At 70.7% G+C, this 14,283-nt stretch carries 10 protein-coding genes and 2 pseudogenes; 4 read left to right on the top strand and 8 right to left on the bottom strand.

Going from position 1 to position 14,283, the window contains the following annotated elements; genetic code table 11:
* The first annotated feature begins 182 nt into the window (after positions 1 to 182).
* The gene (locus tag AB0J67_RS21590; protein ID WP_363485189.1) at positions 183 to 791 is read left to right on the top strand and encodes a DUF305 domain-containing protein; all 609 of its coding nucleotides are present in this window, start codon (positions 183 to 185) and stop codon (positions 789 to 791) included.
* On the opposite strand, the gene AB0J67_RS21585 is transcribed toward AB0J67_RS21590, so the two are convergent.
* Positions 775 to 1,149 carry an SHOCT domain-containing protein gene (locus AB0J67_RS21585; RefSeq protein WP_363485188.1) on the bottom strand — a complete coding sequence of 125 codons (375 nt, stop codon included), beginning with the start codon at positions 1,147 to 1,149 and terminating at the stop codon, positions 775 to 777. The genes AB0J67_RS21590 and AB0J67_RS21585 overlap by 17 nt on opposite strands.
* An 86-nt stretch (positions 1,150 to 1,235) precedes the next feature.
* Positions 1,236 to 2,291, bottom strand: a complete 1,056-nt coding sequence (locus AB0J67_RS21580) for a LacI family DNA-binding transcriptional regulator (RefSeq protein ID WP_363485187.1) — start codon at positions 2,289 to 2,291, stop codon at positions 1,236 to 1,238.
* A gap of 345 nt (positions 2,292 to 2,636) precedes the next feature.
* On the opposite strand from AB0J67_RS21580, the gene AB0J67_RS21575 reads away from it, so the two are divergent.
* Positions 2,637 to 3,125, top strand: coding sequence for a hypothetical protein (locus AB0J67_RS21575; protein ID WP_363485186.1), 489 nt, complete (start codon positions 2,637 to 2,639; stop codon positions 3,123 to 3,125).
* 56 nt (positions 3,126 to 3,181) lie between these two features.
* On the opposite strand, the gene AB0J67_RS21570 is transcribed toward AB0J67_RS21575, so the two are convergent.
* Positions 3,182 to 3,724, bottom strand: a complete 543-nt coding sequence (locus AB0J67_RS21570) for a GNAT family protein (protein WP_363485185.1) — start codon at positions 3,722 to 3,724, stop codon at positions 3,182 to 3,184.
* 46 nt (positions 3,725 to 3,770) lie between these two features.
* Here AB0J67_RS21570 and AB0J67_RS21565 point away from each other — a divergent pair, with 46 nt between their 5' ends.
* Both AB0J67_RS21565 and AB0J67_RS21560 read left to right on the top strand, forming a co-directional pair.
* Positions 3,771 to 4,373, top strand: coding sequence for a TetR/AcrR family transcriptional regulator (locus AB0J67_RS21565; RefSeq protein WP_363485184.1), 603 nt, complete (start codon positions 3,771 to 3,773; stop codon positions 4,371 to 4,373).
* 116 nt (positions 4,374 to 4,489) lie between these two features.
* Entirely contained in the window at positions 4,490 to 9,394 is a 4,905-nt protein-coding gene (locus AB0J67_RS21560) for a diguanylate cyclase (RefSeq protein WP_363485183.1), read from the top strand.
* Between the two features lie 150 nt (positions 9,395 to 9,544).
* Here the strand turns inward: AB0J67_RS21560 and AB0J67_RS21555 are convergent.
* From AB0J67_RS21555 to AB0J67_RS21535, 5 genes and pseudogenes are all read right to left on the bottom strand, one after another.
* A pseudogene (locus AB0J67_RS21555) lies at positions 9,545 to 10,059 on the bottom strand (GNAT family protein).
* Positions 10,060 to 10,432: 373 nt separating this feature from the next.
* Positions 10,433 to 10,777 (bottom strand): annotated as a pseudogene (locus tag AB0J67_RS21550) (IS5/IS1182 family transposase); the annotation flags it as partial.
* A gap of 377 nt (positions 10,778 to 11,154) precedes the next feature.
* On the bottom strand, positions 11,155 to 11,640 hold the full coding sequence (locus AB0J67_RS21545) for a GNAT family N-acetyltransferase (RefSeq protein WP_363485192.1): 486 nt from the start codon (positions 11,638 to 11,640) through the stop codon (positions 11,155 to 11,157).
* A gap of 449 nt (positions 11,641 to 12,089) precedes the next feature.
* The gene (locus AB0J67_RS21540; protein WP_363485182.1) at positions 12,090 to 12,746 is read right to left on the bottom strand and encodes a lysoplasmalogenase family protein; all 657 of its coding nucleotides are present in this window, start codon (positions 12,744 to 12,746) and stop codon (positions 12,090 to 12,092) included.
* A 52-nt stretch (positions 12,747 to 12,798) separates the two neighbouring features.
* Positions 12,799 to 13,191, bottom strand: coding sequence for a DUF4190 domain-containing protein (locus tag AB0J67_RS21535; RefSeq protein WP_363485181.1), 393 nt, complete (start codon positions 13,189 to 13,191; stop codon positions 12,799 to 12,801).
* Between the last annotated feature and the right edge of the window lie 1,092 nt (positions 13,192 to 14,283).

Genomic DNA, 14,283 nt, shown 5'->3' with positions numbered 1-14,283 from the left:
CGTCCCTGGTCGCCGGGGGCGAGCGGCACCTGTCCGGGCTGGACGTCGCGGCGGAGGTCCCGCGCGCCCGGCGCCCCCTTCCCGCGCCGATCTTGCGCGGACTGTGGGTACGACACACTCCCATCGGACAAATGGGCAACAGTTCGCGCAAGATCGACGCAGCGTGCCGGTGGAGGTCCGCGATGAGATTCCGGGTGTACGCCTGCGCGGCGGTGCTGCTCGTCGCGGGGTGCGGCGGGCCGCCGGCCGGCCCGTCCGGCGCCGGGGTGAGCTCGGCCGGCTCGGCCGCGGCGGCGGCTTCCGGGGCGCCGGTGGTGGCGTCGGCGGGTGCGATCAGCACCGACATCGCGTGGACCCAGCTGATGATCGCGCTCGACGAGCGGATGCTGGCGGCGCTGCGGCTGGCACCGCGGCGCACGGGCGACCCGGCGTTGGGCGCCTTCGCCGCCGAGGTGGCGCGGCAGCACGACGTCGAGGTCACCGAGCTGCGCAAGGCGCTGGCGAGGACCGGCGCGCCGGAGACCAACCCGCACGAGGGCCACGACATGCCCGGCATGATCACCAAGGAGAACCTGGCCCTGCTGGCGACGAAGTCCGGGGCCGAGTTCGACCTGATGCTGGTCACGAGCATGCGCGAGCACTTCGAGCAGTGCCGCATGCTGGCGGGCTCCGAGCAGTCCGCCGGCACCGACCCGGCCGTCAAGGCGCTGGCCGCGGCCGTGGCGGGCACCCGTCAGTCGGATCTGGACCGCCTGGCCGGGCTGGCCCGGCCGGTCACGGATAACAGGTGACGTTCGGCTGGTCGCAGATGCCGCCGAGCGAGGGCCCGCGGTGGTCGCCGGGCGACGGGCGGTCAGAGATCATCGAGCACGCGCCAAAGGCGATGATCGATGCCACGATGATGAAGGCGACGATGCCGAGCACACTCGTGACGCCCTGATAGTCCACCGCCTTGTCGGCGACGCGGGTGACGGCCGGGTCGACCTCCTTGAGCAGATTGATCTCCGGCACGACGATCTGCGGTGCCGGCGCGGCTGCCGCCGACGGCGCGTGCAGCAGTTTCTGCTTGGCGAGCTCGAACTCCGCGTCCGTGAGCGTGCCGGAGTCCCGCAGCTGCTGCAGCTTCAGCAGCTCGTCGGCCAGGCTCATGGCTTCTCCCCCGTCATGTGACCAATGTGGCCTCATGCTAGGGCAGGTGCGCGACCTACGAGGGGGTGCCGCTGCGGCAGCACGGCTCAGGTGGACTGGCGCCTGATGAGACGGGGGTGGAAGATCACCGAACGCGGCTTGGCGTCGTGCTTGCCGATGCGGGCGAGCAGGAGGCGGGCCATCTCGGCGGCCATCTCCTCCAGCGGCTGGTGAATAGTGGTCAGCTGCGGGCGGCACTGCAGCGCGGCGATGCTGTCGTCGAAGCCGACCACCGCCACGTCGTCGGGCACGCGCTTGCCCAGGTCGCGCAGGGCTTGCAGCGCGCCCTCGGCCATCAGGTCGTTGGCGACGAACAGCCCGTCGATCTCCGGGTGCGCGGCGAACAGCTCGCGGGCCGCGCTCTCCCCGCTGGCGCGGGTGAAGTTGCCCGCCGCCGACGGCACGTACGCATGCCCGTGCACCGCCAGCGCCGCCCGGAACCCGGCCAGCCGGTCCAGGCTGGACGGCATGTCCAGCGGGCCGGAGATGGTCGCCAGGTGGTGGCGGCCGATGGCGAGCAGGTGCTCGGCCGCGAGCTTGGCACCGACCTGCTGCTCGACGTCGACGTAGCTCATCGGCAGCGGCTTGGCCGGACGCGCCGACAGCACCGCCGGCACACCCAGGTCGCACAGGTGCTGCGGGAACGGGTCGGCGGCGCTGCTGGAGATGAGCAGGACCCCGTCGACGTGGCCCTGGCGCAGGTAGCGCAGCACGTGGTCGTGGGCGGGCGACTCGGCGGGCATGATCACCAGGTGGATGCCCTCCGGCCGCAGCACCTCCAGCGCCCCGGCGGTGATCCGGCCGAGGAACGGGTCGGTGAATATCCTGTTCAGGAAGGGCTCGCCGGAGTCGTTGCGGTCGTCCGGCTCGGACACGACCAGCGCCACCGAGTCGGTGCGCCGGGTGACCAGCGAGCGCGCGGCGAGGTTGGGCACGTATCCCGTGGCGTCGATGGCGCGCTGCACCAGCTCCCGCAGCTCCGGATCGACCGTGGACACCCCGTTGATGACGCGCGAGACGGTCGACCGGGACACCCCCGCCCATTCCGCGACCTGTTCCAGCGTCGGGGACCGCTGGAGGCCGTTCGGCCGACTGCTCGTCATGGCATCCTTTATATCAGGTAATCCGGGGAGCGCTCTCTCCAAGGTCGTCTTTATTTTCGCCGCAGGTCAGCGCATTAATCAACGGATACGCATTGGGCTGGACTGAACCGGTTGACCTTGATCACGAAACAATCGCCGACGAAGCGCTACTCCGGGAAATGCGTTTCCGATCATCCGAACCGCTCGTGGCGATCGGGCCGGCTCGGTCCGCTGTCCTGGGGCGATTCCATTACGCGAGAGCACGATCACTCGGGACACATAGGAGGGTCGCCCGGCCGGTAGGGTCCCCGGGAGCCGGCCGGCGCGGGAGGTCGCGCCGGCCTCTACGGGGACGGGGGAACAATCATGTCTGGATTCGACCAGTTCGGGCAGCAGACACCGGGGCAGCCACAGCCGTACGGCACACCGCAGCAGCAGCCCGCGTCGAATCGCGGCGCCAAGGTGGGGCTCGCGCTCTCCGGCGTGGCACTGCTCCTGCTCGGCGTGTGCATCGTCGGCTGCGGGTGGAACCTCTTCTTCGGCGACCGGGAGGAGCCGGAGGCCAGGCCGACCGCGGCGGCGCCGGCGAGCCGCACACCGACGGCGAGCCCGTCGCCCGAGTTCGAACCACGGCAGGGCCGGTGTGTCCGCAACGACGGCACCGACAGCAGGCCCGACCTGCAGGACGCACCCTGCGGTCCCGGCACTTACAAGATCGTCGCATCGATTCCGGGCACCACCGACGCGAAGGCGTGCGATGGCCCGCTCGGCGCGACAGAGCCCTACGACGCGGCCTACACCTACACCTCGGCCAGCCGGATCCTCAAGTACACGTTGTGCCTCAAGAAGCAGTGAGCGGGACTGCGTGAAAGAAGGGGAGGTGCCCGGCCGGACCGGGCACCTCCCCTTCGTCATCCCCGCACGGGCCGGGCGGTGCCGACGGGCGCGCGCATGGTGACCAGCGGGCCGTCGTGCTCCCAGCGCGGTTCGCCGGACAGGGCGCCGTCGGTGTCGAGGCGGCGCAGCACGCGCAGGGCGGGCCGGTTGGCCGACAGCACGTGCGCCACCACGCCGCCGAACCCGAAGGCGGGCGCGAGCGCCGCCAGCCGGCGGGCGAGCTCGGTGCCGAGACCGCGGCGCTGCCACGCGTCGGCGACCAGGAACGCGATCTCGGCGGTGCCGTCACCCATCCGGAACAGCTGGCCCATGGCGACCGCCTGCCCGTCGCCGGCCCCGCCCGCGACGACCGCGAGCAGGGTGTGCCCGGACGCCGGGGCCAGCATCCGCGCGATGCGCGCCGGGGACGGCGCGCCCACCCCCGAGGTGTAGCGGCGGCGCAGGCTGTCGGCCGAGCACCGCGCGTGCAGATCGAGCACCTGCGCCAGGTCGGCCTCGTCCACGCTGCGAAAGACGATCTCGACCGCAGCGAGCTGCCGTTCTATGTCGAGCATCATAATCCGATGGTGCGCTATGATGGCCGTCATAGTCAAGGGGACAGCCATGACCACCGATGCACGCGAGAAGATGGTGCGCGCCGCGGCGCTGCTGCTGGCCGAGCGCGGCTACGCCGCGACGTCCTTCGGCGACGTCATCGCCCGGTCCGGGGCGCCGCGCGGCTCCATCTACCACCACTTCCCCGGCGGCAAGGAGCAGCTCGCGGCCGAGGCGCTGCGCTGGTACGCCGGCCGCAACCGGGTCCAGGTCGGCGGCGACGCGCCGGGCGGCCGGGCCCTGGACGCCGTCGCGGGCTACTTCACCGCGATGGCGAACTGGCTGCGCAAGACGGACTTCAAGGGCGGCTGCCCGATCGCCGGGGTGGCCCTGGACGTGGGGCCGGACGAGCCGCTGCACGCCGTGGTCGCCGAGGCCTTCGCCGACTGGCGCGGGGTGCTCGAGCACGCGTTCCGTGCCGAGGGGTGCAAACCCGCCACGGCGCGGGCGCTGGGCGCCCTGGTGATCGCCGCCGCCGAGGGGGCGCTGCTGCTGGCCCGCGCCGAGCGCGACCTCACCGCGTATCAGGACGTCGCCACCGAGGTGCTGTGGCACCTGCGCACCGCGCTCGCCGCCGCCGCGGGCGAGCCGGCGGCGAGCGCGGTGCGCTGACGGGCTGGCCGGTGCGCGCGCCCTCGCGATACCGACAAAAGGGCTATTCTGGGTGCCGAGAACGCTTCACATCGGCACCGATGGGACTGGGGCTTTGACGGATTCCGGGGCGGACGATGGGCACGAGCAGCGGGAGTCCGGCAGGCGACCCACTGCCCGCCGACACCCGGCGTGAGGTGCTGCACCTCACCGAGCGGACCCGGATCACCCGGCTGTTCCTGCCCGGCGGCCGCACCGTCGTGCTGAAGGAGCCGCTCGGCGACGACGCGCCGCGGCGGGCCCGGCACGAGGCGGCCATCCTGCGGCGGCTGCGCGGCACCGAGGGCATCGCCCAGCTCGCCGACTGGCCCACCGTGCCGGACGCGGTGGTCCTGCAGGACGTCGGGGGCACCACCCTCGACCGCCGGCCGATGCCGCTGCCGATCGCCGACGTGATCGCGATCGGCGGTGAGCTCGCCCGCACGCTGGCCCGGATGCACCGGCGGCACGTGGTGCACCGCGACGTCTGCCCCGCCAAGGTCGTGCAGGCCGCCCGGGGCGGCGTGTGCCTGATCGACTTCGAGCTCGCCACCACGTTCGCCGAGATCCGGCCCGAGTTCGTCCACCACAACGAGATCGTGGGCACGCTGCCCTACCTCGCGCCCGAGCAGACCGGGCGCACCGGGCGCCCCGTCGACCAGCGCGCCGACCTCTACGCCCTGGGCGCGTCCCTGTACGAGCTGGCCACCGGCGAGCCGCCGTTCGGCACCGGCGACCCGCTGCGGCTGTCGCACGCCCACCTGGCCCGGATGCCCGACCCGCCCGCCAAGGTGAACCCGGACGTGCCGGTCGCGCTGTCCGACGTGATCATGCACCTGCTGGAGAAGGAGCCCGACAAGCGCTACCAGACCGCCGACGGGCTCGCCCACGACCTCGCGCTGCTGCGCGACGCGGCGCCGGGCGCACCGGCGTCGTTCCGCGTCGGCGCCAACGACGTGCCGCTGCGGCTGCTCCCCCGCTCCCGCATCGTCGGCCGGGAGGCCGAGATCCGGACCCTGGGCGCGGCGTTCGCCGACGCGATGACCGGCCTCAGCCACGGCGTGCTGGTCAGCGGACCGCCCGGGGTGGGCAAGACGTCGCTGATCGACGAGCTGCGCCCGATCGCGTCCAGCAGCGGCGGCTGGTTCGTCTCCGGCAAGTACGACCAGCACCGCCGGGATCTGGAGTTCGACGGCACCCGGCAGGCCATGCGCGCGATCGGGCGGCTGCTGCTGGCCGAGCCCGAGGAGGAGGTCGCCGAGGTGCGCGCCCGGCTGCTGCACGCGCTGGGCCGCAACGCCGGGCTGCTCGCGGCCGTGCAGCCGGAGCTGGGCGTGCTGATGGGCGTCGAGCCCGACCCGTCGGTCGGCGACAGCCTCTACGCCCAGGCCCGGATGCAGCGCATCGGCGTGGACGTGCTCGCCGCGGTCGCCTCGCCCAAGCGGCCGATCGTCATGTTCATCGACGACCTGCAGTGGGCCACCCGCACCCCGCTGGGCTACCTGGACATGCTGGTCTCCGACGGGCCGCCCGACGGCCTGCTGCTGGTCATGGCGTACCGGGACGACGAGGTGGACGCCACCCACCCGCTGACCGCGATGATCGCGCGCTGGCGGCGGCAGGGGGTGGAGCCCGAACGGGTCCGGCTGGGCAACCTGCCCGCGGCGAGCACCACCGAGCTGGTCGGCGACCTGCTGCAACTGGACGCCGACGACGCGGCCGAGCTGGCCGGGCCGGTGGCCCAGCGCACCCACGGCAACCCGTACGACACCGTCGAGCTGATCAACTCGCTGCGCCGGGACCGGGTGCTCACCCTCGGCCCCGACGGCTGGGACTGGGAGTCCGCCGAGCTGTCCCGGCACCTGCGCCAGGCCGACATCGCCGACATGTGGACCACGCGGCTGCGCGCCCTGCCGACCGACACCCGGCTGCTGGTGGAGATCATGGCCTGCCTCGGCGGGCGCGCCGACCTGGAGCTGCTGCAGGTGGCCGGGGGCCGCCCGGCCGCCGAGATCGAGGAGAGGCTGGTGCCGGCCCTCGACGACGGGCTGCTCGTGCTGGAGGCCGGCGAGGGCGGCGAGGCGGTGCGGTTCCGGCACGACCGCGTACACCAGGCGATCCTCGACGGGATGGTGCCCACCGCCAAGGCCGCGCTGCAGCTGGGGCTGGCCCGGCGGCTGGCCGCGCAACCCGACCTCGCCGAGGCCGCGGCGCACCAGTACTACGCCGTCGCCGGGCTCGTGCGCGACCCGGCCGAGCGGCGCCGCGTCTCCGGGCTGCTCGCCCAGGCCGCCGACGAGGCGCTGGTGGTCAGCAACCACGGCCTCGCCGACCGCTACCTCGCGATCGCGATCGACTTCGCCGACCCGGCCGACACCGCGACCCTGAACCGGCTGATGACGGTGCGCCACAGCGCGCTCTACAGCCTCGGCCGCCTGGACGAGGCCGACGCGGTGTACCGGGCCCTGGCCCTGCTGTGCGAGCGCCCGGCCGACCACGCGGAAGCGACCCTGATGCAGGTCAACGGCCTGACCAACCAGGGCCGGCCGGGCGAGGCGGTCGCACTGGGCCTTGACATGCTGGGCCATCTCGGCTTCCCCGTGCCCGCGCCGGAGCGGATCGACGCCGAGATCGACGAGGGGCTGGCACTGCTGGAGCGCTGGCTCGACGCCGGCGACGTCGGCACCGACCTGGCCCGGCCCGAGGTCGCCGACCCGAACCTGCTGGCCACCGCGGCGCTGCTCAACCGGATGATGGCCCCCGCGTTCTTCAGCAGCCAGCCCACCCTGGCGTGGCTGACGCTGCAGGCGCTGCGCATGTGGATCACCCACGGTCCGATCGCGACGCTGGTGGGCCCGGTCAGCCACATCACCTTCGTCACCGTGGGCCGGCGGCAGGACTTCCGCACCGGCTACCGCGCCATGTTGCGCATCATGACCGTCGGCGAGGCCCGCGCCTACGAGCCCGACACCTCGCAGGCCCGCTTCCTGTACGCGCTCAGCACCGGCCACTGGTACGAGCCGCTGGAGGACGCCGTACGCCAGGCGCAGCTCGCCCGCGAGGGGCTGCTGCACGGCGGTGACCTGCAGAAGGCCTGCCACACCTACTACGTCACCGTCTACCAGATGCTCGACTACGCGCCGACACTGGACAGCTACCTCACCGAGGTCGACGCCGGGCTCGCCTTCGCCACCCGCACCGGCAACGAGCAGTCCACCGACGTGTACCAGCCCTACCGCAGGCTGGCCGCGGTGCTGCGCGGCGAGCCGGTGGACGGCGAGGAGGCCGTGCCCGACGGCCCCACGGCCAACCCGGTCGCGGTGTTCAACGTCCACGTGACCCGGGCGCTGACCGCCGCGCTGCTCGACGACATGCCCGCCCTGCACCGCCATGTCACCGCGGCGGCCGGCATGCTGCCGGTCAACCCGGCCACCTATCCGGTGGCGCTGACCCACCTGCTGCACGGGCTCGACCTGGCCGAGCAGCTGCGCGCCCGGCCCGCCGGCGCACCCGAGGCGGGCCTGCCCGCCGACGCGCGGCAGACGGCACTGTCCGAGCTGGACGCCGAGGTCGACTGGCTGGCGGCCCGCGCGGCGGACGCGCCGTACAACTTCGCGCACCTGCTGCTGTTCCTGCGGGCCGAGCGGGCCTGGGCGGTCGGCGACTTCCAGACCGCCGCGCAGGCGTACGACGCCGCGCAGCGGGAGGCCGCCGTGCGGCACCGGCCGTGGCACCGCGCCCTGCTGCTGGAACGCGCGGCCCGGTTCTACCTCGCCCACGACATGCAGGCCGCCGGGCACAACGTGCTCGCCGCGGCCCGGCATGCCTACCACGCCTGGGGCGCCAGCGCGAAGGTCGACCAGCTCGACCGCGCCCACCCGGCCCGCCCGGCGCTGACCGCCCTGCGCCCGCCGCCGCCCGACCAGGCCGCCGAGTCAGGCCAGGCGCCGATCCTGACCAGCACCATCGACCTGCTGGCCATCCTCGCCGCGTCGCAGGCGCTCAGCTCGCAGACCACCTTCGACGGCGTACGCGGCCGGGTCGTCGAGGTGCTCAGCGACATGACCGGCGCCACCGCCGTGCACCTGCTGCTCTGGGACGACGACCAGCAGCGCTGGTCGCTGCCGCAGGAGCCGCGCGCCGACGGGCGCCCGGCGGTGCCCGCCACCGCCATCCGCTATGTCGAGCGCACCCGTGAGCCGCTGGTGGTCGGCGACACCACCCGCGACGACCGGTTCTCCCGCGACCCGTACTTCGCCGAGCTGGACTGCTGCTCGCTGCTGGTCGTGCCGATCATCCACCGGGGCGGCTGGCAGGCGCTGCTGCTGCTGGAGAACCACCTCATCCGCGAGGCGTTCTCCACCGAGCGGCTCGACGCGGTGATGCTGATCGCCGGGCAGCTCGCGGTGTCCCTGGACAACGCCTCGGTGTACGCCTCCCTGGAGCGCAAGGTCGCGCGGCGCACCGAGGAGCTGACCGCGGCGAACCGGCGGCTGGAGCTGCTGAGCACCACCGACGCGCTGACCGGCCTGGCCAACCGGCGGCGGCTGGAGGAGATGCTGCGTGACGAGTGGACGCGCGCCCGGCGCACCGGCCGCCCGATCGCCGTGGCGATGGTCGACATCGACCACTTCAAGCTCTACAACGACCACTACGGCCATCCGGCCGGGGACGACTGCCTGCAGCGCGTGGCGTCGGAGCTGACCCGCAACCTGCGTACGACCGACCTGGTCGCCCGCTACGGCGGCGAGGAGTTCGCGGTGGTGATGCCGGGCATGGACATCACGGCCGCCACCCGCGCGGCCGAGCGGCTGCGCGAGGCCGTCGCCGCGCTGGCCGAGCCGCACGTGCTGGCGGGCAAGGGCATCGTGACGGTCAGCATCGGCGTCGCGTCGACGACCCCGGTCGCCCGGCGCGACCCCGAGGAGCTCGTCGAGCGCGCCGACATGGAGCTCTACCGGGCCAAACGCAACGGTCGCGACCAGGTCCGGGCCGGGCAGTAAGCCGCCGGTGGCAGGAGGCAGCTTTCCGGCCGTGCCGCGAAGCGCCCGTGCCGCTGGCTGAAGCTCCTATCTGCACCGTGCAAATCTGTGAACAGATTTGAGCCATTTCCAACGAGCGATTGGACACCGCTGGTTGGCGGTCACCCTTCCCTATGCCGCCAGCAACTGGTACAAGACGTGGTCCTGCCACATGCCTGCAATGCGGAGGTAGCTCTCCGCAAGGCCGATTCGCTTGAAGCCGTTTCGTTCCAGAACCCTCTGCGATCCGACGTTGTGCACCAGCGTCCCGGCCTCTATCCGGTGAAGCCCCAGTTCACCGAAGGCCACGCTGGCAATTTCAGCGACAGCCGTAGTGGCGAAGCCGCGTCCGTTCTCGGCCGCGCTTACCCAATATCCGAGCCGGCACGACTGAAACGGCCCTCGCACGATGTCGCTCAGCGTGATTCGCCCGATCAGACGACCCGCGTCGGTTATCACACAGGGAAACGCGACCCGCTTTCATGCTGGGCAACCGCTGCGCTGATCACTTCGCGCTGGTTCTCCGGTGTGAAGTAGGCGTCATCTCGCACCGGCTCCCAAGGCTCCAGAAAGCCGCGATTGACGCGAAGCAATTCCGCCAGTTCCGACGCGTCGTCGCAAGTCACAGCTCGAATCAAGTGGCTCATGACTTCATGATCGCAGACTCGGAACCGCTGACGAGAAGGCCCACTCCATGGGGCCGTTGGGCAGTCTGCCGGTGACGTGGGCGAAGGTGCCGTGGTAGCGCACGTCGACGGCGGCCGGCGTTGGCCAGTGGCCGCGGGGGTGCACGGTCAGACGCTGGCGCAGCGAGGTCATGGTCGACTCGGGTGTGGGGCTTGGCCACGGTAGCCATGGCGCCGCACCCGTCGCGGCGTGTCGGTGCCGCTGTCGCTGCGAGCGGGGTGGCAGAACACGCCGATGCCCTCGACAAGCTCCTATGCGATTTTTCTCGACCCTGATGAGCGCCCCGCGGTGCACGCCCTGGGCTGGCGGCCTTCGGCCGCGTACGGGATGGTGACCCGGGCACGGATCGTGTTGGCGCCGCCGATGGCGATGTCGTGCACGTCGAGGCCGATCATGTGGTCGTAGGCGGCCAGGGCCAGCGCGTGCAGTTGCCGGGGCGAGGCCAGCGCGGCCCAGTCGGCCATGCGGCGGATGCTGCGGTCGGAGCAGCCGGGCTGGCGATGCGTTCGTATCCGGACCGTGAACCAAGGCGTTGATGATGTGCTCGACGATCCGGTCGGGGATACGGCGGCGGTGGCAGCCCAGCCGGTGTCCGGGGTCGTGTTCAGGTCGGGCGGGCAGCAGTGCGGCCAACTGGACCCAGATCGGGTCGAGCAGCGGTGATGGCACGGCAGGCACGGCACTCCTGTCGTTGAAGCGTAGAACTCCAATGATCGATGAGTCCCGTGCTGTTTTGCCATCCCTGACCGACTACCTGTCCAGGTTCGCGCCTAAAAGGCGCGGCGTCGCAATCGTCCACGACGGCTCCATCGCGGACGTGCATCTGTGACTGTGGCACCGTCGACGCCACGATCGTGCGGTGCATCTGAACGCATCAGTGTCGGTGAAGGCCGTTCATCACGAGGAGTCGCTGGGACGAGACGTCGGACGCTCCCCAGGCACGACCGCCGCGCGGCCGAATATGGCACCGTCCGTCTATAACCACTCGTAGGCAAACGGTACCAGGCCATACTAGCGATACTGCAAGCAGCCGGAAATACGTGACAAATGCGCTTTTAGCGCACGCGCGCCATAACATGCGCATCTATGCAACTACCTGCACGATAGGCATAGCCGCGCATAGTCCCCTCGATTGAAAACCCTAGGCTCGTGTACAGCTTGATAGCGTGGTCGTTGTCAACGAACACAACAAGGCTGATCCTGCTAATGTTCATCCACGATTCTGCCAAGTCGATCATCTTTAGCGCCAGCGTTCGTCCAACTCCCCTGTTGCACCAGTCTGGATGAGTCGCCAGAAGATTCAGTTCGGCCACATGACGATGTCTCGGCTCATCAGGATATGTTATGAGTTCACAGAACCCGATTACCATTCCCTCAGTCTCTGCCACAACCTGGTGCACCCCTCGCCTGGAGGTCAGACGTTCCTTCGTCTGCCACAGTGGCGCGAACGGCACACGCATGGACCCTTGAATTACCTGGTCGCTAGCCAAGATGGCATGGACGCCATCATGGTCCTTATCCGCGACTGCCCTGATGATCATATCCACGTGATCTCCGCGTACGCTAGCGAAACTCATTCTCATCAGCGACGATGCCGACTGTGCATACTACGTACCTGGACTTCGTCTAGTTCCCCGTCCGCGTTTGAGTGCCAACCTCCAGGGAGCCGTCGTTACCCGGTGCGCCCGCTTCGCGGCCGTACGTGCCCTCACCACAGGCGGGTCGTCAACGCTGTCTGCTGGATCGAGCGGACAGGTGCTCCATGGCCTGCCCAACGCGCACAGCACAGTGCTCGCTGCGGTGGGACCCGGCTAAACGATATCCGGCAAGGTGGCGTTGGTGTCTGCCGGAGTGTTCCGGCACGACACCACACCGGCGAGGCCCCCGTGTCAGCCTTGGGGAGGGAAGGACAACCTGCTGTGGCGTGGCAGGGTTCGAACCTGCGAACCTCCAATCGTAAGGCAGCGAGCCGTACCGGGTCGCCCCAGATTTACGCTGCCCGACGCGATACCCAGCCGGTGGCCAGCAGGAACTGGGCGGCGATGTAGGTGACCATCACCCAGACCGGCGGGCCGGGGATGGTGAACGCGTCGGCCACCCGCACCGCGATGAGCAGGTCCGAGATGAGGAACAGCCCGCCGCCGAGCGCGGTGCGCCAGCCGAAGGCCGCCGCCAGCGCGGCGGTCGAGGACAGCAGCGTGCCGTACACCGCCATCGGCACGGCCAGACCCGCCTCCGACAGCGCCGGCCACAGCCAGGTCAGCGCCCCGACCAGGAAGACGGCATACCCGATCGGCACCAGCAGCAGCGGCATCGCCCGCATCCGCGCCAGCGCGCCGTGGCGCACGAACGTCGTCACGTAGCAGACATGCGCGGCGCCGAACAGCGCCATGCCGCCGATGAACGCGGTGGTCCCCGCGAACTGCAGGGCGACGTCGCCGGCCCAGGAGAACAGCAGCGCGGCCAGGATGCCGGTGGTCGGCGCGACGCCGCGGGCCCGGTGGTTCAGGTAGAACCACAGCGCCAGCAGCGGCAGCAGCAGCGGCTTGGTCGCCCAGTCCAGCGGCTTGCTGCCGATGCCGGCGGCGATCACGTTCAGGGCCGAGGCCACACCGAAAAGGCCCAGCACAAGCCGGTCCGCGCGCATAGTCGATCTCCCGAGGGTGAGGGGTCCGCGCAGCACGCCGGTACCCGGCAGGCTAGAGCGAAGAGAGGAAAGCGAGACCGCCCAAAATGCCGTCGGTGAAGCCAAGGGCTAGTCCGATGACCACGTTGAGGAGACCCAGCCCCGCGCCGATCCATCCGCAGGTCACACCGGTTAGTGCGTGTGAGCGGTTGTGCTGGCCGTGGTTTGCGACTTGCCTCGTGCCGACATGCCCCATGATGGCGGCGGCTGCGCCTAGAATGACGCCGGGGAACGCGCAGCATGCGGCGGGTATCGCTATGATGCCGACGATCATTGCGGCCAAAGCCAGGCCGTTGCGCGGCGGCGTGGTGACGGTGCTCGAAGGTTTGGCGTATACCTGCTGCCGCTGGATGTACGGGTCGGAGTGCGGCGAGCGGGCGTCGAGGTCGGGCGGAATGTAACTCACGTCGGCACTTTCTTCTGGTGGAGCTCCTCCAGCTTTACTACGACTGCCGCACCCGTTCCGGTTCCAACGTTTCGATGGCCACATCACCGGAGTCACAGCAGACTTGACATCTCATCAACAACCGCCACCCACCTCGCGGGGGATCCTAGGTTCGGGGTCGCAGCAGCCTTCAATGGGCGGCTCAATTACGTATTAGGTAGCTCGCATTGATCGCGGGCGTGATTCCGCTCGAGGCGCCAGCCGGATAGTGGCTTACCGGCGGAGTTGCCCCGATAGGACGCCAGGTGCTCCAGCGGATGTGTCTCATTTACGAACGCGAGGTTTGCCGGTCATCGTTCGCGGCGGACGATCAACCGGGTGCCAGCGGATAGCCGGACAGGACCTCGGCGGGGACGAGGTGGGTGAGTTCGATGATCTGAGCGCCATCGCGTGGGTCGCGGTCGATGTCCACAGCGGGATCCAGGCGGTTGCGTGAGCAGGGCGTCGCGGATGGGCACGGTGGGCACGCCGACGGCGAAGTACGTCGATGGGCAGTGTTCACGCAGGCCGCGTATGTGGCGCAGGAACGTGGTGGTGTGGCCCGCGGCGTCGGTGCGTACGAGGAGGCGCCGTGGCGGTGGGGGTCGGTGCCATGGCCATCTCCAGGACGGCGATGTGGTCGGGGCGGTGTTCGACCCTACCCGGCCGGGCGCAGTAGCCCGGCCCGTGCTTCGCGGGTGTTGTCCAGGAAGCAGAGCAGCGGGTAGTGGGCCGAACGTCTTCTTCCGTGTCGGCGTGGCGTGCCCCTTCTCCGAGTGCGTGATCACGATCGGGGCGTCGATGTCCAGGACCAGGCCGGGTACGTCACGGCCTGCGGCGATGGACGCCGGCGGTGCTCCGCGGGTCTCGCACAGTGCAGCCCAGCTGATCTCCCGGGCGGCGGCCCGCGCGGCCCGCAGCCTGCTCAACGCCGCAGCGTCGATCAGTCCGGGGGTCCGCCATGCCGTCGGGTCGGAGTCGGCCGGACCGACAGTTCCGGCGGGGCACAGCACGCCCAGGTCGGTGATCGCTCTACCGCCGTCGGCGATCGTCACCGCCAAGTCGACAGCCACC

This window comes from Catellatospora sp. NPDC049609, from assembly GCF_040675365.1.
In the GTDB taxonomy this organism is placed as follows: Bacteria; Actinomycetota; Actinomycetes; order Mycobacteriales; family Micromonosporaceae; genus Catellatospora.
Note: the sequence above shows the minus strand (reverse complement) of the source record. Positions and strands in the feature narration are given on the sequence as shown.